The organism is Robbsia andropogonis, from assembly GCF_034047095.1.
Taxonomy (GTDB): Bacteria; Pseudomonadota; Gammaproteobacteria; order Burkholderiales; family Burkholderiaceae; genus Robbsia; species Robbsia andropogonis.
This window is the reverse complement of sequence record NZ_CP139166.1, coordinates 616,324-638,502: the sequence shown is the minus strand read 5'-3', so window position 1 is coordinate 638,502 and position 22,179 is coordinate 616,324. Positions and strand designations below refer to the sequence as shown.

Genomic DNA, 22,179 nt, shown 5'->3' with positions numbered 1-22,179 from the left:
CTAGTGAATCGTATCCGCCATAGCCATGAGTATCGAACGACGAGACGATTTGATCCGCGAAATTTGCGGGATTCGTGAGATTCCCGCTCCGGAAGCCGTATTGAAGCGCGGCGTACTCGAGATCGACGGATTCGACACGGCAATCGATCATTTCGAGGAAGATCAGGAAGCGCTATACGTCACTTTCCAGTTCGGAATCGTCACCGCCGGTCGTACTTTGCGGGTGTTTCGCCTGTTGCTTGAGGCAAATCTGGCTGTGTATGCGCAAGACCAGGCGCAACTCGGTCTGGAAGCGGATACCGGTGCAATTGTCTTGATCGCGCGGGTTGCATTGAGCGACGAAATCACCGCTCAGTGGCTACTGGAACTGATCGAACACTATGTCGAGCACGGTCGTTACTGGCGGGACAATATCTTCATTGCCCGCGACGACATGTTCGAAAATCTGGCACGCGGCGACTACGTCTGGATACGCGCATAACGTCATCTTCCTTGGGAAAATATCATGACTCATGTTAGCAGCAGCAATAGCAGCCACGGAACGGCGGAATCGTCTTCCACGAATAAACCCGACGATAAAAAAAACAAGGATACCCAGAGCAATCAGGGTGGTAGCTCAAGCGATCTGGAAGCCGCGATCCAGGCGGCAGGAGCCCAGATCATGACCCAAATATTCCAGGATCAACAGGAGCGGACGGCCGAAGACCGGGAAGACGACGCTGACGCGGCTTAAGCCGACATCGATGACCTCCGCGCGTCGGCGGACCCTTGCAACCACCTGATAGCACTCCGTTCCGCCGGCGGAAAACAGTCCAGCGGAACGGCCGGCCATTAGAACGTCATGGGCAATTGCCGCGCAAGCGCCATCGCGCCGGAGCCGCTTTGGACATACTCCTCTGTGGGAACGTCTTCTCCGTCGTCAAGGTCCTCTCGTGCAACGCCGTTTCCCAGCATGTCGGGCAAGGAGGAAGGCGCATGCCGCAGTGACGCACCGCTGTCGGACCCGGTCTTCGCCACCTGAGCGACGTCTAGCTTGTACCCCAGCGCATACACAGTCTTGAGATTCAGCGCGGAATTTTCCGACAGGCGCAACTTTTTGCGCAGCTTGTAGATGTGCTGCTCGAGCGTACGCGCGGCAATCTGCTCCGTCGCACCCCAAACGCTGGCAGCAATCTGCGCCCGGCTGAGAAATGCGCCAGGATTAGAGAAAAACAACCATGCAATCGCAAATTCACGCGAGGTTAACGGGATCTCGACGCCATCGATGGTTGCAACGCCGATATCCCGACGAAGCAAATAACCGCCTATCCGAATCTGATGCGTGACAGTCTCCGGGCAACGTCGCTGCAACGCCAGATGAACGCGGAAATAGATCTGTTCCATGTCGAATCGATTGACGACATCGGTCGCGCCCGCATCAATCCAGCGCAACAGCCCCATCCAACTTGCCTGATTTGTTAGGACAATTACCGGAGATGCTGTATCGGCGTTGCAATCACGCCAGGATAGTAACGCACTGTTTGGTGACGGCACAGTTTTCGCATCAATCAATACAAGATTGTAACGACTCGTGCGCATGGCACGCAGCAGTTCGAGTTCACAGGAAAAAGCTTCCACGACGATCCCATCCTGCCTAAACCCTTCTTGGATGTTTCGTTGAAGCACCTGGTCTGCTGTTACGAATGCAAAAAGCAAGTTCAGATTCACGGCGGTCCGCATCCCTAAAAAGCAATACTTCGCTATTCCGACCATCGTCTTACTGCAATGACGACGACATTTTCATAAAGCCAGCTTTTTACCGATGTGTTCTCGTTATTTAATCGCCACGCGGATCGATTTCGATGAAGGACGTTCGCGACCGATGCGTTGGGCTGTGACGATTAACTGTATCCGGCATGGTCTCTCTGTCCGTTAGTGCCTGCTGGAGGCACTTTGGATGCGCGCACCTGGAAATTTTCCACGAAACACCGAAATCGCTTCACCATGGTGCGGCAATACCGAGACGCCCCTGGCGCATGCACTCGGCTCTCCTCAGCATTGTGGTTGCCGAGAGGGCGTACCAATGTAGCTCCATTGGCGTGGTTCCGCAAACCACATGGTTGAAGCCTGCACCGATCACCGTGTACCGGTCCGTGCTGGAACGACGAGAACAGGCACGCACACGTATGAAAACGTTTCATCATGCGCGCTGAAAGCATATTGGACGACGGCCAAGATACGTCTCAGGACACAACGACCGAAAAGGTGAAAGCTCCAACGAAGGGGGCCGCAGACGTGTCTACGGCCCGTCCTCGGGGGTACTACGTGACGCATCAGGCATCCGCCGATAGCGTCAGGAGCGACTATTTCGTGACATGACCCGAATTTTCGCGTTATCGATAACGTAAAGAAAGGAGAGATCTCCACAATCCGGCTTTTCACAAGGTAATGGAGGAAACCCCGTGCGTCGCGACAGTCATCGTCCCAGGCTTGCACGCCGCAAACACATCGGTATCATGGTCGCCATAGGTCTTATGACATGGGTGCAGTCCGCCAGAGCCGACTGCTTCGACGACGCTGCTGTATATCAGCACGTCAATCCGATGGTGTTGCGCGCCATCGCCTGGCAAGAGTCACGCGGTCGGCCGAACGCGATGCATCTCAACGCGAACGGTTCGTTGGACTACGGGGTAATGCAAATCAATTCCATTCACTTGCGGGAATTGGCCCGTTACCATATTGATCGCGCCACCCTGATGCAGCCCTGTAAAAACGTTTACATCGCGGCATGGCATTTACGCGGCAAGATGGAAAAGTACGGCAATAACTGGACCGCGATTGGCGCCTACCATTCAGAAACACCGGCCGAACGCGATCTTTATGCACATCATATCGCTGCTATCCTCATGGCATGGCATCAGCTCGGCAAGCAAGCGGAAACTTATAAAAGAAAATAATTCAAGACGCAAGCCGTACCGTCACCGACTTAACGTCCCCACCTCGGTGACGCGGACAAGTTCAACAGCATCTCGAACCGCCCAACGCCCCTTCCTACGCGACAAACCAGCGAACGCAAGTGCACGTATCGCGTAGCGCATGTTTGCGCCCTGTCGCGCCGGATCAGTATCGTTTGCCTGATACGCGCCCAAAAGATATTTTAATTATATGATGAATATTTCACGCTTTGTCTGCTTTTAACCATAAACACGTCGTCATTTTGCATGTATGCTCATGCTTCGTGCAAAGTAATAATTTGCAATAATGGAGGTGCTGAACCGTAGCATGCTAGGTGCAAAGGACTGCAAGGAGCAAGCAACCTTTCGATATCAGCGACGTACACACTTGTATTGTGTGCCAATCCCTTGCTGGGTAGGTGCGTCGCGGTGTAGAGCAATAATGAGAGAAGCCAATGGTGCCAAACCTGATCATGGACATGGGCGTTTTCTGGTCGAGTTCCACTGGTCGCAATATTACGGATGCCTTACATAATCAGGGCGTTCAAATCTTGCATCAAGACCATTTGATTGCGGAAGCGCGTCCGGCAATTGTCTTCGTCGATTGCTTCAACGTTGACGCGACCACCGAGATAGAAAAACTGCGAAATCGCACGACAGATCAGCACTACTTGATAGCGGCTCAGCGCGCACCCTCCGCAGAGGGAGTTGTATCGCTCATCGCAAGCGGCGCCAACGATGTCGCCACCGAAAATGATCTGATGAATCCCAAAGCCATCATCACTCGGGCACGGGATCATACGCAACTGCTTCGCTTCGCGCGCAATGGTGTTGCCGATTTCTCCGCGTTGCAACGTCATGCGGACGGCATGCGTTCGGCGGTGTACTTCAAAGACAAAAATGGTGTCTACACCGGGTGCAACGAGGTATGCGAAAAGTTTCTTGCGATCGCCCGCAACGACATCCGTGGTAAAACCGTACATGACATCTGGCCGGCGCACCTCGCCACCACCTACTACAAAGCGGATCGCCAGTTGCTGGCGCGAGGCGGCACCCAGGTTTATATCGCCGCCGTGCGGGATGGGGCGGGCGTTGCTCGCATCTTGCGGTTCTATAAGGGCGTGGTGTACGACGAAAGCGGACGTATAAGCGGCATCGTTGGGACCATACATGAAATAGGCGATAAACAGGCGTATGAAGTAGCGCGGGACGAGGTCGAGGACATCATGCAGCATGTGTCTACAACCGTGTATGCGCCGCATTGCTCGCCTCCGGCCGTGGATAACGAAAGTTCCTTGCTCGACCAGGTTGGGCGAGGCGATGCCTCGGCGCTGGCTCGACTGTACAGGCTTTACGTTCGCCGCATCACGCGTTTTCTGAACCGACTTACGTGGAAGACCGAGGTGATTAATGAAATCATCAACGATACATTCATGGTCGTATGGAATAAAGCCAAAAGCTTTCGCGGTGATTCCAGCGTAGCAACATGGATCACCGGTATTGCCTATCGCTGCGCGCTCAGGTCGCTACGTTATCAAAGCCGTTCGGAATTCGAACTGCTGGACACGGATACGATGATGTCCTATGAACCCGATTACGAACTATCTGATCTGCTGAAAAAGGCGCTCGATCTATTACCAGAAGACCAACGCCTTGCAATGACATTGGCCTATATTCTTGGCCACACCGTCGAAGAAATATCCCAAATTCTGGGCTGCCCTGCAACCACGGTTAAGGCGCGCATGCATCGGGCGAGAAATAAACTTCGCGAGACGCTTGAAACCATTGGGAACACGCAATGCCAGCCCGCGCAGTGAGATAAGAAAAAGGCAAATTCGATGCTGGGCGGGTACCGCCATCTCGCCAACCGGCGGGCGGCACGTACCGTCTTTTACCACTTTGCCCTATAACTGGCATCGGGAATGACGGTTTTCGGCGGTTGTCGTATTTCCGATCGGAATATCGACACGTTTTCATCAAGCGCATCATTCGGCGTGCTTGTCATGGCGGCGCGTTAGCGTCTCCCCCAACGATGATCGCTATAGGCGACGCGCATCGCCATCATGTGGTCGTCACGCTACGATCCAATTACGGTTTCGTTGCCATATCTTTAAGGCTTCGTTGCTATCTCGATCTTGTCTTGCTATCGCATCGTCGCCATTTTATTGCCAAGTCATTATGATGTCTACGCAACGACACGATTGACCTTGCCTCGAAACGACCTACAGCAGAGATATGTTAAAGAATCTTTTGAATAAAGGTGGAGATGGCTAAAAGAAAATACCGAACCGTCGCTACCCGAAGGAATTCCGAGGGGAAGCGGCAAGACTAGCAAATTTTGTAGCGCACAATGAGGGTGCACGCCGTCTAGGGGTTGCCGGTGGATCGGCAACCGGGCGCAGCGGCGCAAAGGCGCGTCTGCGTGCGGCGCTTATCCGCGGATCGTCTCGCTATATCCAACGCGCTCCATCGTTCCGATATGCCTGCTAAGCAATTGCAAGGCACGATCGGCATTCTTGTCTTTCAACGCCGTAATGATCAAGCAGTGATCCTGGTCAGAACGCGGTTGCCATCCGCGCTGCAGCCCTGCTGCAAAGAGATAACGAGAATTCGTCTGCTGCAACTGCTTCAGCATCGCCAGCAGTCGCGGCATGCGGCACTCCTTTACCAGAATGTCGTGAAATGCGCAGTTCGCCTCATCCCATTCGACAAGTGACTGTGCTGTGAAACAGCGTTCCTGCGCTGCCTCCAGTTGCGCGATCTGCACCGGGCCCAGCCTTGGAACACTGTGTTTTAAAGCGAGTAACTCCAGAGCGCCTCGCATCTCCACAGCCTCCTTGATCGCATCCTGGCTCAACGTCGTTACGCGGACCCCACGGCGCGGCAGGGCCACGACCAATCCCATGGCCTCCAAGCGCTGGAAGGCTTCGCGAACCGGAACGTGACTGGTATTGAACTCCCTCGCGACATGGTCCTGGCGTAGCGGACTCCCCCCTTCGATCTCGCCTCGGATGATGCGCGCACGCAATGCCTCGGCGACGTATTCCGCGGTTGTCGGGCGAACCGGCATCTCTTCTATTTGCGCATCCATTTGTAGATTATCTATAAAAATAGACATTGTTTTTTGAGTCGAGAGGTTTTTAAAATAAAAAAAGCCAATAAATGCTCAATACCAGGTCGAAATTCATATTTTATAGATAGTTTTATCTCACCGCATCTTTTTTCGAACGCAACGAGAACCCGGTCCCAACGCATGCCCCATACCGCCCACCCAAAGCCCATCCGCGTTTCAGGTCGCCTTCCGGATACCACCAGACCTGACTCATGGGTGTTAAGCGATGTCGAAGCTTTGTTCGCACGCCCTTTCCTGGATCTGTTGTTCCTCGCACAAAGCACCCATCGAGCAACGTTCAAGGCCAACGAAGTACAACTGTCTACCTTGCTTTCAGTCAAGACCGGCGGGTGCCCCGAGGATTGCGGTTATTGCTCTCAGTCCTCAAAGCACGAGGTGGCGGGCATGAAAGCGACGCGTCTGATGTCACCGTCCGCGGTCGTCAGTGCTGCAAAGCAGGCGAAAGAACAAGGTGCTTCGCGCTTTTGCATGGGCGCGGCATGGCGTAGTCCGAAGGCACGGGATATGCCCGACATCGTGGAAATGGTGAAGCAGGTGCGCGCCTTGGGCCTTGAGACCTGCATGACGCTCGGCATGCTCGACGGCGATCAGGCGAGGACATTGAAGGACGCTGGACTGGATTACTACAATCACAATCTGGATACGTCGCCTGATTTCTACGGCAGCGTTATTTCTACTCGATCTTATCAGGACCGTCTGGATACGCTGCAGCAAGTCCGCCAAGCCGGCTTGCACGTGTGTTGCGGCGGTATCATCGGCATGGGTGAAACGCGTCGTCAACGCGCGGCATTGATTACGCAGCTATCGAATTTGTCTCCCTATCCCGAATCCGTTCCCATCAATCATCTCGTACCCATAAAAGGCACCCCGCTAGCGGATGCCGAGCCGCTTGATCCGCTCGAATTCGTGCGCACCATTGCGGTCGCGCGCATCACGATGCCGAAAGCCTTCGTACGGCTGTCTGCCGGCCGCGAACAAATGGACGACGCTTTGCAGACCTTGTGTTTCGCGGCCGGCGCAAATTCGATCTTCCTAGGCGCGACGTTGCTGACCACGCCTAATGCCTCGATGGATCATGACCGCCAGTTGCTCGACCGCCTGGGAATGCGCGCCATGACAATGCCCACCGACGACACCGCTCAAACGCAAGGATAAGCCTTGGCCGACATTCAAAACATGCGACGGGTCGAAGTCAGGCACGGGCGGAAAGTTTCCGATACCGGTGATTATGGCGTCGCGCCGATATGGGATAAAGAACACGGTCCCGGCGCATGGATAGTACAGCGATACGCCGATGTCGCTGCGGCGCTCCGTGACCCACGATTCTCTGCCGCGCGTGCCGCTCGATGGGTCAACAGCAGCGTCTCGGCACCGATGCGGGACGAATTGCGCGAATTCAAGCGCATTTTGTCCCGCGCGCTTTTGTTTATCGAGGGCAATTCCCATGGTCGTGTACGCCGCGCGCTCGCAGCCGGTTTCCATGGTGTCTCCCTTCAGCAGCACGCACCGACCATCACCGGAATCGCCGATGAATTGCTGGACGCCGTTATCGCGAAGGCCACACTCGATCAAAATGGCAACGCAAGCGTCACATTCGACTTTGTGGAAGATGTCGCCCGCGCGCTTCCAGCACGCGTCATTGCCAACCTGATGGGAATCGCTCCCGAAATACAACCGAGATTCATCGCGGCCGCCGGCGAGATAGCCGCGTTCATCGGTAGTCCTCTTCCGGATGCCCGACGCGTTTTCGCCGCGCAGGACGGCCTGCTCGCCATCCGCGACCATTTTGCATCGATGCTGCGTTACCCGGCCGAGGTCCCACCGCATAGCTTGACGGCGCGTATACTACGACAACGCGATGGAGGTACGTTGAGCACGGCTGAAATGCTGGCGCAATGCTGCACACTGCTCTTTGCGGGCTACGAAACGACCCGGCATTTGCTTGGAAATGGCATGCTGGCGCTGTTGAACCATCCCACCCAATGGCTGGCGTTGCAACGCGCGCCGCAGCGCCTGCCGATTGCTCTACGTGAGTTGCTTCGTTATGACAGTCCCGTGCAATATACCGGCCGGCGCCTGCGCGAAGACGTTGTCGTCGGAGGGCAGACGATGCGCAAAGGCCAGTTGGTCATTCTGGACCTCGCAGCGGCCAACCGCGATCCAAGCCGATTCAGTATGCCGGAACGGCTCTATCTGAAGCGTGACGAAGGCAACCATCTTGCTTTCGGGCATGGTCCACATGTCTGTCTTGGCGCCGGGCTGACCTATCTGGAAGCAGAAATTGCTTTTCGCGCCGTCATGCAACGTCTACCGAATTTGCAACTTGCGCCGCACACTCCGGAATGGCAAGACAACGCCGCATACCGAGGGGTGGCATCGTTGCCAGTGTACTGCTCGCTACCGAGCCCCGGCAAACAGCCAATTCCTGTGAACCTGACGGCCCAGGACAATACGTAATGCACGATTTCAAAGTGGCATTGGCCGAACTGGAGGCACAGCATTTACTGCGAAAGCGGCGTGTCGTAAGCAGCCCCTCCAGCCCCCGCATGCAAGTGGCGGACCGTTCGGTGCTCTCCTTCTGCAACAATGACTATCTTGGCTTGGCCAATGACCTGCGGATCGCGGCTGCCGCGCGCGATGCGATGGACAGCTTTGGCATTGGTGCCTCCGCGTCGGCGCTCATCAGCGGTCACAGCGCGGCGCATGCGTCATTGGAATACGCGCTGGCGCGCTTCGTCGGCATGCCTGGCGCGCTGACGTTCACAAACGGCTATATGGCCAACATCGGCGTTATCACGGCGTTGATAGGCCCAGGCGACACGGTGTTCTGCGATCGCCTCAATCATGCATCGCTGATCGATGGTATCCGGCTGTCACGTGCCGAGCTTAAGGTCTATCCCCACGTCGATACCGATCGATTGGCGCATCTGCTGGCAAAATGCACGAGCAAGCGCAAGTTGATCGTCACCGATGCGGTATTCAGCATGGACGGCGACATTGCCCCCCTACCCACGTTGCTGGCGTTGTGCGAGCGTTACGATGCATGGCTGATGGTCGACGATGCGCATGGCTTCGGCGTGCTGGGCCCCCAGGGCCGCGGTAGCCTCGCGCATTTCAAAACGGATTCCACGACACACTCGGAACGTGTGATCTACATGGCCACGCTGGGCAAAGCGGTGGGAGTCGCTGGCGCATTCGTTGCGGCAAACGAGGACATCATCGCCTGGTTGATTCAGCGAGCACGAACCTATATGTTTACCACCGCCAACCCAGCATTGCTTGCCCATGCCGCGTCAGCAGCGCTGACACTCATCGAAGAGGAGGAATGGCGGCGCGATCACCTCAAGATGCTTGGGGAAGCGCTGCGGCATGCGTTGAAGGGTCTGCCTTGGACGTTGGCGCCATCGCAGACAGCAATCCACCCGCTGATTATCGGGGATAACCAGACAACGCACATGCTCGCACGACTGCTTTGGAACCAATCAATCTGGGTTCCCGCAATCTGCCCGCCCACCGTTCCAAAGGGCACTGCCCGCCTGCGCATATCCCTTGGCGCCCTGCATACCATGGCAGACATTGCACACATTGCAGAATCATTGCACGCGGCCGCCGCGACACTCACAAAGGAACCCGGATGAAGGTCAACTACTCGGAAGATCTGGTCCAGCGCACGCTGCGTAGCGTCTGGCATCCGTGTACGCAGATGCAACACCATGAAAGGACACCGCCCATTCCAATCGTGCGCGGCCAAGGCGCCTGGCTGTACGACGCGGATGGCAACCGCTATCTAGACGCGATCAGCTCGTGGTGGGTCAATCTTTTCGGTCATGCGAATCCACGCATCAATGCGGCCCTGAAAGATCAGTTGGACCGTCTTGAACATGCAATGCTCGCCGGGTTCACCCATGAACCCGTGGTGGCGCTGTCGGAAAAGCTTGCAGCATTAACCCACCACACGCTCGGACATTGCTTCTATGCGTCGGATGGAGCATCAGCCGTCGAAATCGCACTGAAAATGAGCGTGCATGCGTGGCGTAACCTTGGGCAACCAAACAAACGGGAATTCATCTGCCTCCAAGGCAGCTATCATGGCGAGACACTTGGCGCGCTGGGTGTGACGGATACCCCATTATTCCGCGAGGCATATGGCGGCCTGATTCGAGCAGCCCACGTGATGCCCTCGCCCGATCCGCGCCAGGCGCGCGACGGACAGACTGCCGGTGACCTGCTGGCCCATGCTCTGAAAACACTGGAATCTCACTTAGAGCGCCTTGCCGGAAGTATCGCCGCCATCATCGTGGAGCCCATGGTGATGTGCGCGAACGCGATGGCGATGTACGACGCGGATTACCTTTACGGCCTGCGCGGACTATGTGATCGGTACGGCGTCCATCTGATCGCCGACGAGATCGCCGTGGGATGCGGCCGCACAGGCCACTTCTTCGCATTTGAGCATGCCGGGACATGGCCTGATTTTCTTTGCCTGTCGAAAGGCATCAGCGGCGGGTATCTGCCGTTGTCACTGGTCATGACACGCGATGCGATCTACGAAGCGTTTTACGATACCGACATTGCACGTGGATTCCTGCACTCCCACTCCTACACCGGTAATCCGCTTGCCTGCCGCGCGGCGTTGGCAACGCTGAACCTATTCGAAGAGGACGATGTTCTCGCACACAACCGCATCCTCGCGGCCCGACTGAATGCCGCGTTGCAGCCGTTCGCGCACGATCCGCGTTTTCATCATTTCCGTCAGCAAGGGATGATATGGGCGTGCGATGCGATCATAGCGGACCCCAGCGAGGCAGCAGCGTTCTCTCGTCGATTCTTTGCCGAAGCGGCAAAGACCGAACTACTGATTCGTCCCATACGCCAAACAATCTATGTCATGCCGCCCTACATTTTGAACAATGAAGACATCGACGATTTGGGCAGCCGCTTGTATCGACTCGCTGACCGTATAATCGGGAGCACGCGCGATGCGCATGGATAAGGTAGCTAAAGAGAGGCACTATTTCATCGCCGGGACGGATACCGGTGTAGGCAAGACCTTGGTCAGCAGCGCGTTGCTGCACCAATTTGCAGCAACCGGTTTGCGCGCCGTGGGAATGAAGCCCGTGGCGTCCGGTGCGGTGTTACACGCAGGACGGTGGTGCAACGACGACGTGTCCGCCCTCCGTGCGGCATCGAACGTGCCGGTACCTTATGCGTTGGATAACCCCTATCTTTTCAGGGAAGCCACGGCACCTCATCTCGCCGCTGAAGATGAACGCGTCCACATCGACCTCCTTCACATCAAATGTTGCTATGAGGCCCTGCTCGATCATGCCGACACGGTGATTGTCGAAGGCGTAGGCGGACTGCTTGTCCCACTAAACGACTACGCATGCACGGATGACCTCGCCGTACTGCTTGGACTGCCTGTGATTCTCGTGGTCGGCATTCGCTTGGGCTGCATCAATCACGCCTTGCTGACCGTACGCGCCCTATCCGCCAAGGGTCTAATACTGGCAGGATGGGTTGCGTCCACGCTGGATCCCGACATGTTGCAACTTCCAGCGACGCTGGATTGCCTGCGCAATCGGATACCGGCACCGTTGCTTGGCTGCGTACCATATTTGCGCAACCCCGACGCGTCCTCGGCTGCGCAATTTCTGGATTTGGCCCCCCTAGACTAGGCCGTGAACTTATTTTGAGGCGGGTGCGGCGCTCAAGCATACGTGCGCGACGGCACGATCCAACGCAATCCGATGCAGGACATCGAGCGACCTTGCCTGTGCAACGTCTCCCACTGCAACGGCAAGCTGCCTGTGACAATCCACATCGTTACGCGCCGTTGACGCCGCTTGCAGATCTTGCAGGATGGCAGTCTGTAGATTGTCCAGAATAGGACGTATGACGCCGGTCAGGCTCTTGCGTGCCGTCGCTGGTGCATTGCCCTGCCTTCGCCAGTCGTTCAACAGCGCATACTGAATTTCCTTGTTCGCTTCGATTTGGTCTTCAAAGATGCGCGTGGCGTCCTCGGCGCCGACGCCCAGCGCCGGTGCCATTGCCGCGACGCTGGTAAGAACCTGTGCCTCGCGCTTCGGATCGTGTACCGCTTTTCCGGAATCCCATTTGCTAAGCGCGACCTGCTCCGCGGTATCGAGGCGCTCCGATATGCTTCGCACCAGCGGGACAAGTGCTGGCACGGGCGCGGCAATACTTTCGGCGCAGCCCAGCATGACTGAAAGGATCAGCACTGTGGCAGGGATGCGCATGTGACGCCGCTGACAATTGGCCCGGATATGCCTGATCAATTCGTTTCGCACCATATCTTTATAAACGCTCCGCAAGGAAAGTAATGCTGTGATTGACATCGCTTGGATAAGCGACTTCTTACGTGAGCGGTATGGTACACGCTTCCTCGCTATTGGCGAGCATAACGTAAAGAAACTTTATATTCAGGTCAACGCATTGTGTCCACCCTCGGGCGCGAACACGCCTACCGCTCCCGGGTTTCACGGCGTACAACGTTACAAATCTAAACGAGGTCGATGCTCCGGATAGCGGAATGGCAACGGATCGTTTTGCATTTCGATTGTTCTTTCGCTTTTGGACAAACTATTTCGCTACCCCTCGCAGGCCCTGTACGCGACTCCGACCTGACTCAACCTGCACGTAACAAAGGAGAGACCATGGCCCTTCCGCTGCAACACGTAATACTGCTTTTCTTCATGCCTCGTATCGCCTAACACCTTGCGTATAAAACCGTACTGCCCCGACGGATCTTCTCGAACCAGCAATGATACGCGTCGCTAGCTGGATGTCTGAACCTCCTGCTTTCCGACGTAGCGATGCTGCGTGACTAACGTCTAGATCGAAACCAGCTCGCGCGCAGACATCCGCTACGCACGCTAATTGACGGGGAAGAACGTCATGAAATGGTTTCACAACCGAAACTTTCTGAAATTGGGAGAGTCCGTCATTGTCGAGCCATTACATCTCAGCCATTTGATGTTTCTCACCGATGAAAGCGAACTAACCACGCCACATCCCTCGTAACAACGCCTCTTTCGCCATGCGCCACACGGAAAGCGTACATGCCGTACGAACTGAATATACTTCATCGACGAAGTATGAAATTCAGAAAAATTATAACGTTGTGCAAATTGGTTGTTGGATTATGGATATTGAACGCAGCTAAACTGACTTTTCCTAAAAACGCATTGATAGACGCGTTTATGCACGTCCCTCATTGGAAATTTCATGACTATCCGTTCACAATCCGCCTTTATGGCCGCGCCCGCACCAGCACCCGATGAAGCGGGTGATTTCAGCACAACGCGCTCAGCACAGCCAGCCGCCACATCACCGCGCGAACTGACGCGTTCCGATGCTTTGAAGCAGTTACGTCCACGGCCAGAAAGGAACGTTGAGGACAATGCCTCAACCTCATCGGCGGCGGATACACGCGCACCCCTCCCACTTGGTCAGCGGATCAAGGCCTTGATCTCGCGCAGGCAGGTTTCGGTAACCGCGGTCATACCGGGCACTGGTCGAACCTTGAATCGTCCGCTGCGCGCCACCGTTCCCTCGACATCAGTCAATCCTGTGATGCAAGGTCCGGAAGCGGCAATCCTGGAAGAAGCAAAGCTACTCTCAAGCGTAGCGGAGTCACTTACGATGAGTATCGGTCGCCCCGAGGCCGCGCTATGGAAGCGCCCCGCGCCTTCAAAAGCTTATCGACTGATGACGACCCTAATCCCGTGGGCGAAGCCGGCCCCACTCGCGAAAATCGCCGCGTCCAGTATTGGCGGTAACGGCCGGCATACCGCACCGACACATCAGACATCGCCGAACCACTTTGCGGGAAAAGCGGCAATTGCCGAAAGCGTGGCAACACTCAGGGAGCTGGTCGCGCAGCGCCGAGCAGCACTCGACGAGGCGGTCGCGCATTTCGAGCGTGCGCAATCAGCGCATGATGCTGCTCGTGGCGTATCAATGATTTCGGATCAGACGCAGAACACGGCTACACGCCGCTTGCACGCCGCTGCCGCGGTGCGCGACGCAAGCAGCGCGCTGCATGCGGTCATCTCCGGCCCGGATCTGGCCGGACTTGAGGGGCTGCGCTATCTCGCGGAACAACGCGATAAAGCCGATGCATTCACGCATAGGCGGATCAATGAGTTGCAAGCCAAGGCGCATGCATTGCGTTCACATGCGTACGATCGCCGTGATGCAATCGATGTCGAATTGCAAGTACGAAAAGAAGAGGCGCATGCGCTGACGCTCGTTAATCACGATCTTGATGCAGCGGAGAAAATTGTCCTTGACGCGCGAGGTCGTTTGCATAACCTGGAAAAGCGCTTCGGCAAGTTGCCTTCGGGGTTTGTTGAGATGGGCAGCACATCACCAAAGGCCTCCGCCTTACACGCGGATCTGCTTAACCAGATCGCGCAGGCCCGCACAGTGCTTCAAGGCGCGGAACGCGCGCGAGCGCGCGCGAGCGCGCGCCTTGCAAGGTCTGGATTCCGTCAATACAGGAATCGAACGGGTCAGCCAGCAGCTTTCAGAACTGATGCAGCTGCGCGCAACAGCGGAAGCGCAGCGTGAGCAAGCCGAGCGTTCACTGGCGTGGCTCACGGAAGCATCGTCGCTGCTCGCACGACAAGCGGATACGACGGCAGCGCCAGAAGCCGGTGGTCAGGAACAATCGGTGAACGCGTTGCACGACCTCTTCGTCGCACGGCAATCCGATCTGCCGCCTGCCTTCGGCCAACGCCCCGACGCACGTTTGCAATCCGCGCTCGCAGCGCTTCCCGCTCGCCTGAAGGCATCCAGCTCGCCCAGTCTATTACCGACCATGATGGCCATGGAGACAGTGATCCATGCGCTGGCGGACGTCACCCAAAGCGACGCGGGAAGGGCAACACGATTGCTCGATGCATTGCACCAACATCCAACCACGCACTGGTCCGCACTGGCGCAGACCGAGGCAGAAACGCGGCGCCTGCATAGCGCCTCGACTGCCTTTCCCAACCCTACCGCGGCCGACGTCCTTGCGTTCAGTCGGGCGATCGCCGCGTTGCCTCGTGGTAGTGACCTGCTGCATGCACTATCGCGCGACAGCCATCAAACCGCGACGAAAGAACAAATCCAGGCACTGCATGTCTTCTGGACGGCCGAAGCCGCTGGTCGCACCGAACCGGACACGGCGGTTTCGGCGTGGCTCAGTCAGGCGAGGCAGGTTGCATTGGCCCGATGCAAGGGAGACGAAAACCTCGAATTCGACGACGTCGCATATGCCGCGTATAACGCTGTTCGTAGTGGTTACGTCAGCAATGCACCCGGCTCGCTTTATGCACGACACGATGCGCGTATGAGGAAAGCACTGACCGAGTGGGTGATCCGCGCCACTTCGGCAGACAACAGGCCAAACGACGCGCCGCGGCCTGCCGTATGGCGCCGATTTGTCCCTACCCTGAACAAAACCCCGTTCAGCAAGCGCTTGTTGAATCGCGGTTATGAGGTCTCGGAAAGCATGGGCCTTGATTCAGCGCGGATGCAAGTAGACCGTGCAATACGACGGCGCATGACGCGCCTCACCCCATTGATTGAGGCCAGTCGCCAGCACCGAGGTGGGGAAGGCACGCTTGACGCCCTATTTTCTCAGACGTTGCTCGATTACCTGAAGCGGCTTGACAATCGCGGGCGACATCTGTCAAAAGTCACGCTATCCGGCCGTGACGCCAAGAAGATCATCGAACGTCTACCCAGCGTGGTACGGACGATGCACGCGGCGCGCTTTCAATCGTTCATCAAACAAGTGGCGCCGCACGGCGCCACGGCCTATGAGACGGTCTCGCGTCTTGAGGAGCGCCTCCGTGCGCACATTCCCTCCGCGCGACAACCCCCGGCACTAGAAGCCGTCGATGCGGATTTGGTCACCGCGATCGGTCTACTGAAACATCAGCATCTGCGCAACAAGGAAGACATTGTTACCTTCTTCAAGCCTTTCATCCTAGACATGGCATTGCGGGACAAGGTACGGCTGGGTGGCGGTGGCACACTGGGGGTCGGCCTGCCTACATTGCCTTATGGCCCGCAAACCCCGATCGTATCGCCTCTTCTTTCGGTAGAGACATCCCGGTCCGATGAGGCGTTTACGCAGTTGTTCATGCCGGTGCTTGGCATTGAGATGATGTTCGGCAAGACTCGCACCAACGCGCATGAGGCGACCATCGGAATGGTGGCAGGTGCGGCGCTTGGCACCTACACATCGTTGCAGGGCACGGCGAGCTTGCATGGGTTAAAACAGCATGCAAAAACCGATGCCACGCTGTTGCGCTTTTTCAGAAAGCGTCATCAAGACGAGACGATGCGGGCCAACATGCTTAACGCACTCGACAGCATGGTGCGATGGGATGTGATCGCACCTGAGCGTGGCCGGGCGTACCATGGTCCGTTGGAAGCGGTGTTCGCCCGGAATCCGGATGTCTCCGTCTCTCAGATGGAGAGCGTCGCGGATACCACGGCAATCAGTGCGGCTGTGACGGCGCGGCTTCCTTATGTGCGATTCAATGATCCGGACGCGCAAGGCCTCGCGCAAACGTTTCGTGTCGAGCCATCGCTCACCGGCGAAGGACAGCGCGTCCGGGAGCGGCGAGACGAGCGTGGCGGTCATGTGAGCGTCTATGCGGCCGTCGGTGATACCGCGCAACAGCGCGCGAATATCGGTTTGACACTGACGGGCGCACCTGTCTCGTATTTACCGCCAAGTGGGCGGCGCCATGCGCACAACACCGGCACGCAGCGCCAGGCCCTTGGATTGCAACTCGGCGTCACACGCGACATCGCCTTGGCCATCGAGAAGCACGAGATTTCCCCTTTCTTGATAGATGGCAAACAGGACGGCGACCTCGATCGCCATTATGCGACGCCAGCCGATATGCTGCGAGAAATCTCGGCCAACCGCACGCAATGGTTGATGCGGTGCGTGGAGACGCTTGAACCTGATGAAAACGGCAACACCGACACGCCGGACAACCGCATGCGAGCAGGGATCTTGCTGGACGAGTTCGAACATGAGATCAAGCGTCTTGGCAAGGACAATCAATACTGCCTCTACAACGTCAATTATTCGATGCGCGGCGCAGCAAGCGGATGGATCGACGGTTATCGAGGGCTTGCGCAACTCGCACGCAAACGCGGCGATACCCAAGGTGAACGTCGCGCATTGGAAGCCATCGACGATATTCTGCTCAATAGCGGTACCTGGCGACCACTTATGCTGATCGTGCGGGAGCGTGCAAAGGATTCGACCACGTTAGGTTGGCGTAACCTCCTTCGCTGGCAACGCTTGGCGAACGTTGACGGGCAGCGCACGGCCGCACAATTTCCGCCACCCTGACCTGTTTGTGCGAATGCGTATCCCGACCACTGACTAGGCGTATCACATCGTTTAACGATGTCAAAGCCCGACGGTTGTCTTACTAAAACGCGAATACACAATCCGGGCACACCAATCAAGGGAAAAGCCGAGCGCGCCGATGATCAGAACCACCGCCATCAGCTCCGAATACGCCAGCCGGTCTCGGGTATCCAGGATCAAATAACCAAGTCCGGAACTTACGCCAAGCATTTCGGCAGGGACCAGCACAATCCACAATATGCCAATGGACAGACGCACACCGGTCAACACATGCACGGCAATGGCAGGCACGAAGATGTGCCACATCATTTCGAAACGCGTGGCGGCAAGGCTCTCCCCCAATTGCAGCCAACGCTGATCGATTTGATGTACGCCCGCCGCGGTGCTCATGACAATGGGCCATACGGCCGCGAAGCTCAACAGAAAATATACAGCACGATCCCCCACGCCCAAGGTCATTACCGCAATCGGCATCCACGCAAGCGGGGAAATCATCCGCAAGAACTGCAATGCCGGTGAAAGCAGCGCGTCCAGTGCCTTCACTCGACCGATCAGAAAGCCCAATGGCACGCCAACCAGCAAGGCACAAGTTAAGCCGACGGCGATACGCCGCAGGCTTGCGGCAACGTGTACGAACAATCGATCCTCACCGATCAACGCAGGCATTATCTTGAAGGCCTCCACCGGCGAGAATTGTGCGACGAGAAGATTCCGACCGGCACATGCAGTGACTGCCGCCCACCACAGACCGATGACAATGATGATGCCGGCAGTCCCCAACAGGAGTCGGCGCAGACGTTGGCTGCCGCGCGTCAATGCGGACAATGTCTGGCGTTGTGGCTCGAAAGCGTCCGAGGGGTGGGGCCGAGAAGGATGGATAGCCATCTCAGATTGCAATGGTCTCTTTTCGGGACCATGCCTCCGGTAGTCCGAATGCTTTCATGCCACCTTGCGCGGCAATGCTTTTCTTGACGAATCGATCATCGACGAGGTCGCTGGCGACCCATGCCGGGTCGAGTTTCGCGAGAAATGGTGCCTCCCCTTCCACCTGAGTTGCCTTCAGGCGACGAACCAATTCTTCCGTATAGCTTGGATAGGGATACGGCTGGAAATCGATTCTTTTTTCATGCCAATCGCCATGCAGTACGGCGCGGTCCGCAAGGTAACGCGGCTCCTCCGAAGGCTGCTGCCGCAACACGGTGGAAAGCAAGCTGGCAGCATGTGGCGTGTAATGATTCGTCCCGCTCTTCGACAAAAGTTCCGCGGCTTCTTGCGGATGGGCGCGTGACCAGACCTGGGCCTTGACGATCGCATCCACCACCTTCTGTGACCACGCTGGGCGCGCATTTAAATCCTGCTCGTGCATGAATACGACACAGCAAGCGTGGTCACGCCAGACGTCGCCCGTAAAGCGCAGCACTTTGCCAACCTTCAACGCTTCCGCGGCGGCATTGAAAGGCTCAGCAACGATAAAACCGGCAATCTGTCTTGATGCCAGCGCAGGCGGCATATCCGCAGGTGCCATCACGACCAAGCGCACTTCCGTGGCTTTCAACGCACCCTCCTTGCTGAGGACCGGCGTGAGGCCTTGCGCACGCAACAAGTCCTGCACGACGACGTTGTGAATCGAATACCAAAATGGCACCGCAACAGTCTTGCCGCCGAGATCCCGTAATGACTGGACGTCTGGCGCCACCGTCAGCGCGGAACCGTTGATGTGATTCCACGCGACAACCTTCGCGGGGGCACGACTGCCATATCGCGCCCAGATCGTCATGGGCGAAAGAATATGCACGACATTCACTTGGCCCGATAAAAACGCTTCCACCAACTGCGCCCAACTGCGTAACAAAGTGGGTTTCTCCGCGCCGAGACCCGCGTCAGCAAAATAGCCGTTGTTATGTGCAACCAGAAGGGGTGTCGCATCCGTAATCGGTAGATAGCCGATTCGCACGGGGGCGTCCGGCTCCGTTGCAGCGCGGGCCGTCAGGCTGCTCAGTAATGGCGTGGCGCCGCCGACAGTGAAAAGCGAGGCAAGCTTGAGCCACTCGCGGCGAGACATCGGCAACTGACACATGCTACGGTCCTTATTGGAGAGAATGCGGGATGAGTGGTATATCCGATGCGGGGCGAGAGGCCATCGAAGCGCGCAAAGCGGCAACGACGCGTACCCGTAACGAGCCCAACGCCTGAACATGATCATCCCTGGGATGCGGCAACGTTAAGTCGATTGAGGCCGCGAGCGCCCCATCGCGCCCCAGCACGACAACCCGGTCCGACACACACAACGCTTCATCGATGTCGTGCGTGACGAGCAAGGTCGCCGCCTGGGTGTCGCGGACAACCGAAACAAGCAGACGTTGCATATCCGCGCGGGTTACCTCGTCGAGCGCGCCGAAAGGCTCGTCCAGCAACAACGTGCGGGGTTCGCGGGCCAGGCATCGCGCCAGTGCAACCCGTTGCGCCATGCCCCCTGAAAGCTGTCGTGGCGCGAGATGCGCCGCATGCGTCAAATCAACCTCTTTGAGTGCCGCGGCGATACGCGACTGCATCTCATGGCGGCTAAGCTTGCGCTGGCGCGAAAAGCCCAGACCAAACCCGACGTTCCGATGCACCGTTAGCCAGGGCAGAAGACAGGGATCTTGAAAAGCCAAGGCGACATCAGGCCTTGGCGAGACGACTTCTTGACCGTCCACCAGAACATGGCCGCCATTAGGCGAAAGCAAACCAGCGGCAACCCGTAGCAAGGTCGACTTCCCGGCCCCGCTTGCACCCAGGATCGTTATAAGCTGGCCAGCATGGACATCCAGCGAGATACCGTCCAATATGGCGCGCGTGCCGCGACGCAGGGACACTTCCCGTAATGCCAACCGGGGTGAGATACCCGTGTTTTCGTCAGGGATTGGCAACGCCCCCTCTTGATGGATCGGTTTGTCGAGGATGTTGTCGCTGGAATCGCTCATGCGGCGCCCTGTTGACGATGATGGGCAAGCTGATTCTTTAGTTGCACGACACTAGGCGTGATGATCGGCACGAAAGCGGCTTCTCGCGCGCGGCGCGCGGGCCCGGTATCGGAGGCATTGCGCAAATAGCCGCGACCGCCGGCCGCCTGTAGCTCCAACTGGCTCGCCGCAACCGCTATCTGCGCCAATGCAATGCGGATCTCAAATTGGCGGGCGGGCGCCGCGACGAAGACGCCGGAGTCGACACCGTGATAGAGCGGTTCGCATAGCGCGTCGAGCCTACTGCGCAATTCCGCCAATTCATCGGCGAGTGCCGCCTGCGCGGCGTCCCCACAGGCGTCGACGGCATCAAGGGAGCGACGCGCCAACCCAATGGACATGCCGCATTGCAATCCCAGAAATGCGGGGCGCGCATGCATCAGAAAAGCCCTTGCATCGCTGGCAATGATCCAGCGCGCATCCAATTCGACGTTTTTGAACGTCAGCGCCGCCGTGTTGCTCGCTCTTAGCGCAATCAGGTCCAGATCGTCACTGCGGCAGACGCCCGCGATATCGTGTGGCACCGCGAAAATCGCCGGGGGCGCACCCGCGTCGCGATCAAATGCGACTGCCGCCAAAAACCCTTCCTGGCGCAAGTTTGTGATCCATGGCAAGGCCCCATTCAACGAGAAACGAGACGCTCCCGCATCCAAGGCATGGGCGCGGGCTTTCAAGGGCTCGATGGCAGACAGATATTTCATCGCATTGGACAGGCCAGTGGCGCCAGCGTGCTCGCCATGCAGCAACGACGGCAACCATTTGTCCCGTAACGTCGCGTTATCACTTTGCAACAGGTATTCGATGAATGTGCGCTGCCCCCAGAATACGAATGCGGCGGAAAGCGAATGCCGGGCCACCGAAGCGATGGCCTTGATCGCATCGCATGTGGTGCCACCCACGCCCCCCAGCGCGACGTCGACGCCGATACGAAACAAGCCTGCATGGCCCAGACGGGGAACGATCTCGCTGGCGCTGCCGGCATCGCTGTCGAGGTACAATGCATGGTCATCGAGCCACGCAGCCAACCCGGCATCAATCGCGGGCTCTTTCACGCGAATTGCGGAGGGTTGTATGGCGTCGATGACCGATGGGATCATGCGATGCTCTCTGATGGTACCCATCGATAAACGTCGAGTTGTGGATTGAGAGGATTTTGCGCGAGGTTATTGGCAAAATTGCACAGCGTCGCGAGGCTCACCCCCAAAACGACCTCCAGGGCGTTCGCGTCGCTATACCCTTGCGCTTGAAATGCGGCGAGCGCGGATTCCGAAACGGCACCACGCGTCCAGATCACTTCTCCGGTGAAGCTTGCCACCGCGTCGAGCCGCGAATCACCGGTCGGCATCCCGGTGCGCAGCGCATCCACGATCCCGGCCGATAACTTCGCTTTTTTTAGCGCGACAGCGGTATGTCCGGCTACGCAAAAACCGCAACCATGAATAGTAGCCGCCGTAATTTGCACCACCTCACGCTCGGCGAGCGTCAGACCGCTTCGGCTGTTGATATCGCCGACTGTCATATAAGTTTCGAGTGCCGTGGGCGCATTCGCAAGCGATGCCACCAAGTTAGGCAGGAAACCGTTGGCCGCTTGCGAACGCTCAAGAAATGGGCGACTCGCTTCGGGTGCGTTTTCAATGGTCAGTAATGGCAAACGACTCATGGCCCATCCCCGCGAAAAGTAAACCGATAACGCATAGT

The 22,179-nt window shown here is 57.2% G+C and carries 20 protein-coding genes; 11 read left to right on the top strand and 9 right to left on the bottom strand.

Annotated elements, in window-relative coordinates; genetic code table 11:
* The first annotated feature begins 25 nt into the window (after nt 1-25).
* Nucleotides 26-481 (top strand): CesT family type III secretion system chaperone, encoded by a 456-nt coding sequence (locus tag SJQ66_RS07885; RefSeq protein ID WP_024903191.1) that lies wholly within the window; start codon nt 26-28, stop codon nt 479-481.
* 24 nt (nt 482-505) lie between these two features.
* Nucleotides 506-733 (top strand): hypothetical protein, encoded by a 228-nt coding sequence (locus SJQ66_RS07880; RefSeq protein ID WP_157685000.1) that lies wholly within the window; start codon nt 506-508, stop codon nt 731-733.
* 98 nt (nt 734-831) lie between these two features.
* Here the strand turns inward: SJQ66_RS07880 and SJQ66_RS07875 are convergent, their stop codons facing one another.
* Nucleotides 832-1,617, bottom strand: a complete 786-nt coding sequence (locus tag SJQ66_RS07875) for a response regulator transcription factor (RefSeq protein ID WP_157685001.1) — start codon at nt 1,615-1,617, stop codon at nt 832-834.
* Between the two features lie 878 nt (nt 1,618-2,495).
* Here SJQ66_RS07875 and SJQ66_RS07870 point away from each other — a divergent pair.
* Nucleotides 2,496-2,936, top strand: coding sequence for a lytic transglycosylase domain-containing protein (locus SJQ66_RS07870; RefSeq protein WP_036009442.1), 441 nt, complete (start codon nt 2,496-2,498; stop codon nt 2,934-2,936).
* A gap of 524 nt (nt 2,937-3,460) precedes the next feature.
* Here the strand turns inward: SJQ66_RS07870 and SJQ66_RS07865 are convergent.
* Complete coding sequence (locus SJQ66_RS07865; RefSeq protein WP_162199066.1) at nt 3,461-3,793, bottom strand: hypothetical protein; 333 nt, start codon at nt 3,791-3,793, stop codon at nt 3,461-3,463.
* Nucleotides 3,794-3,802: 9 nt separating this feature from the next.
* On the opposite strand from SJQ66_RS07865, the gene SJQ66_RS07860 reads away from it, so the two are divergent.
* Complete coding sequence (locus SJQ66_RS07860; RefSeq protein ID WP_176026058.1) at nt 3,803-4,750, top strand: RNA polymerase sigma factor; 948 nt, start codon at nt 3,803-3,805, stop codon at nt 4,748-4,750.
* Between the two features lie 614 nt (nt 4,751-5,364).
* On the opposite strand, the gene SJQ66_RS07855 is transcribed toward SJQ66_RS07860, so the two are convergent.
* The gene (locus SJQ66_RS07855) at nt 5,365-6,024 is read right to left on the bottom strand and encodes a GntR family transcriptional regulator (protein WP_244141698.1); all 660 of its coding nucleotides are present in this window, start codon (nt 6,022-6,024) and stop codon (nt 5,365-5,367) included.
* Nucleotides 6,025-6,186: 162 nt separating this feature from the next.
* Between SJQ66_RS07855 and bioB the strand changes: the two genes are divergently transcribed.
* From bioB to bioD, 5 genes are read left to right on the top strand one after another with little or no spacing between them, the layout of a single operon-like run.
* On the top strand, nt 6,187-7,221 hold the full coding sequence (bioB, locus tag SJQ66_RS07850) for a biotin synthase BioB (protein WP_024903197.1): 1,035 nt from the start codon (nt 6,187-6,189) through the stop codon (nt 7,219-7,221).
* A gap of 3 nt (nt 7,222-7,224) precedes the next feature.
* The gene (locus SJQ66_RS07845) at nt 7,225-8,523 is read left to right on the top strand and encodes a cytochrome P450 (protein ID WP_253463777.1); all 1,299 of its coding nucleotides are present in this window, start codon (nt 7,225-7,227) and stop codon (nt 8,521-8,523) included.
* Nucleotides 8,523-9,704: an 8-amino-7-oxononanoate synthase gene (bioF, locus tag SJQ66_RS07840; protein WP_253463775.1), complete on the top strand. Its 1,182-nt coding sequence runs from the start codon at nt 8,523-8,525 to the stop codon at nt 9,702-9,704. The genes SJQ66_RS07845 and bioF overlap by 1 nt, the downstream gene beginning before the upstream one ends.
* Nucleotides 9,701-11,059, top strand: a complete 1,359-nt coding sequence (locus SJQ66_RS07835; protein WP_253463773.1) for an adenosylmethionine--8-amino-7-oxononanoate transaminase — start codon at nt 9,701-9,703, stop codon at nt 11,057-11,059. The genes bioF and SJQ66_RS07835 overlap by 4 nt, the downstream gene beginning before the upstream one ends.
* Nucleotides 11,052-11,744 carry a dethiobiotin synthase gene (bioD, locus tag SJQ66_RS07830; protein ID WP_253463771.1) on the top strand — a complete coding sequence of 231 codons (693 nt, stop codon included), beginning with the start codon at nt 11,052-11,054 and terminating at the stop codon, nt 11,742-11,744. Before SJQ66_RS07835 ends, bioD begins: the two co-directional genes overlap by 8 nt.
* 9 nt (nt 11,745-11,753) lie before the next feature.
* Here bioD and SJQ66_RS07825 read toward each other — a convergent pair whose 3' ends face one another.
* Complete coding sequence (locus SJQ66_RS07825) at nt 11,754-12,326, bottom strand: chorismate mutase (protein ID WP_051504356.1); 573 nt, start codon at nt 12,324-12,326, stop codon at nt 11,754-11,756.
* Nucleotides 12,327-13,314: 988 nt separating this feature from the next.
* On the opposite strand from SJQ66_RS07825, the gene SJQ66_RS07820 reads away from it, so the two are divergent.
* A complete protein-coding gene (locus SJQ66_RS07820) occupies nt 13,315-14,661 on the top strand; it encodes a hypothetical protein (RefSeq protein ID WP_320534158.1) in 1,347 nt (448 codons plus the stop codon).
* Nucleotides 14,564-17,458, top strand: coding sequence for an FUSC family protein (locus SJQ66_RS07815; protein ID WP_320534157.1), 2,895 nt, complete (start codon nt 14,564-14,566; stop codon nt 17,456-17,458). The genes SJQ66_RS07820 and SJQ66_RS07815 overlap by 98 nt, the downstream gene beginning before the upstream one ends.
* A gap of 60 nt (nt 17,459-17,518) precedes the next feature.
* Here SJQ66_RS07815 and SJQ66_RS07810 read toward each other — a convergent pair whose 3' ends face one another.
* From SJQ66_RS07810 to SJQ66_RS07790, 5 genes are read right to left on the bottom strand one after another with little or no spacing between them, the layout of a single operon-like run.
* On the bottom strand, nt 17,519-18,364 hold the full coding sequence (locus SJQ66_RS07810; RefSeq protein WP_253463770.1) for an ABC transporter permease: 846 nt from the start codon (nt 18,362-18,364) through the stop codon (nt 17,519-17,521).
* A gap of 1 nt (nt 18,365) precedes the next feature.
* The gene (locus tag SJQ66_RS07805; protein WP_024903206.1) at nt 18,366-19,556 is read right to left on the bottom strand and encodes an ABC transporter substrate-binding protein; all 1,191 of its coding nucleotides are present in this window, start codon (nt 19,554-19,556) and stop codon (nt 18,366-18,368) included.
* Nucleotides 19,557-19,566: 10 nt separating this feature from the next.
* Nucleotides 19,567-20,442, bottom strand: a complete 876-nt coding sequence (locus tag SJQ66_RS07800) for an ABC transporter ATP-binding protein (protein ID WP_081764894.1) — start codon at nt 20,440-20,442, stop codon at nt 19,567-19,569.
* Nucleotides 20,439-21,602 (bottom strand): acyl-CoA dehydrogenase family protein, encoded by a 1,164-nt coding sequence (locus tag SJQ66_RS07795; protein ID WP_407691480.1) that lies wholly within the window; start codon nt 21,600-21,602, stop codon nt 20,439-20,441. Before SJQ66_RS07795 ends, SJQ66_RS07800 begins: the two co-directional genes overlap by 4 nt.
* Complete coding sequence (locus SJQ66_RS07790; RefSeq protein ID WP_024903209.1) at nt 21,575-22,141, bottom strand: carboxymuconolactone decarboxylase family protein; 567 nt, start codon at nt 22,139-22,141, stop codon at nt 21,575-21,577. Before SJQ66_RS07790 ends, SJQ66_RS07795 begins: the two co-directional genes overlap by 28 nt.
* Nucleotides 22,142-22,179 lie beyond the last annotated feature (38 nt).

Bases quoted from the DNA above. Each gene is read 5' to 3' on its own strand.
- SJQ66_RS07885 (WP_024903191.1), top strand. From the start codon at position 26: ATGAGTATCGAACGACGAGACGATTTGATCCGCGAAATTTGCGGGATT.
- SJQ66_RS07880 (WP_157685000.1), top strand. From the start codon at position 506: ATGACTCATGTTAGCAGCAGCAATAGCAGCCACGGAACGGCGGAATCG.
- SJQ66_RS07870 (WP_036009442.1), top strand. From the start codon at position 2,496: ATGGTCGCCATAGGTCTTATGACATGGGTGCAGTCCGCCAGAGCCGAC.
- SJQ66_RS07865 (WP_162199066.1), bottom strand. From the start codon at position 3,793: ATGACGTTGCAACGCGGAGAAATCGGCAACACCATTGCGCGCGAAGCG.
- SJQ66_RS07860 (WP_176026058.1), top strand. From the start codon at position 3,803: ATGCGTTCGGCGGTGTACTTCAAAGACAAAAATGGTGTCTACACCGGG.
- SJQ66_RS07855 (WP_244141698.1), bottom strand. From the start codon at position 6,024: ATGGATGCGCAAATAGAAGAGATGCCGGTTCGCCCGACAACCGCGGAA.
- bioB (WP_024903197.1), top strand. From the start codon at position 6,187: ATGCCCCATACCGCCCACCCAAAGCCCATCCGCGTTTCAGGTCGCCTT.
- bioF (WP_253463775.1), top strand. From the start codon at position 8,523: ATGCACGATTTCAAAGTGGCATTGGCCGAACTGGAGGCACAGCATTTA.
- SJQ66_RS07835 (WP_253463773.1), top strand. From the start codon at position 9,701: ATGAAGGTCAACTACTCGGAAGATCTGGTCCAGCGCACGCTGCGTAGC.
- bioD (WP_253463771.1), top strand. From the start codon at position 11,052: ATGGATAAGGTAGCTAAAGAGAGGCACTATTTCATCGCCGGGACGGAT.
- SJQ66_RS07825 (WP_051504356.1), bottom strand. From the start codon at position 12,326: ATGCGCATCCCTGCCACAGTGCTGATCCTTTCAGTCATGCTGGGCTGC.
- SJQ66_RS07820 (WP_320534158.1), top strand. From the start codon at position 13,315: ATGACTATCCGTTCACAATCCGCCTTTATGGCCGCGCCCGCACCAGCA.
- SJQ66_RS07810 (WP_253463770.1), bottom strand. From the start codon at position 18,364: ATGGCTATCCATCCTTCTCGGCCCCACCCCTCGGACGCTTTCGAGCCA.
- SJQ66_RS07805 (WP_024903206.1), bottom strand. From the start codon at position 19,556: ATGTGTCAGTTGCCGATGTCTCGCCGCGAGTGGCTCAAGCTTGCCTCG.
- SJQ66_RS07800 (WP_081764894.1), bottom strand. From the start codon at position 20,442: ATGAGCGATTCCAGCGACAACATCCTCGACAAACCGATCCATCAAGAG.
- SJQ66_RS07795 (WP_407691480.1), bottom strand. From the start codon at position 21,602: ATGGGTACCATCAGAGAGCATCGCATGATCCCATCGGTCATCGACGCC.
- SJQ66_RS07790 (WP_024903209.1), bottom strand. From the start codon at position 22,141: ATGAGTCGTTTGCCATTACTGACCATTGAAAACGCACCCGAAGCGAGT.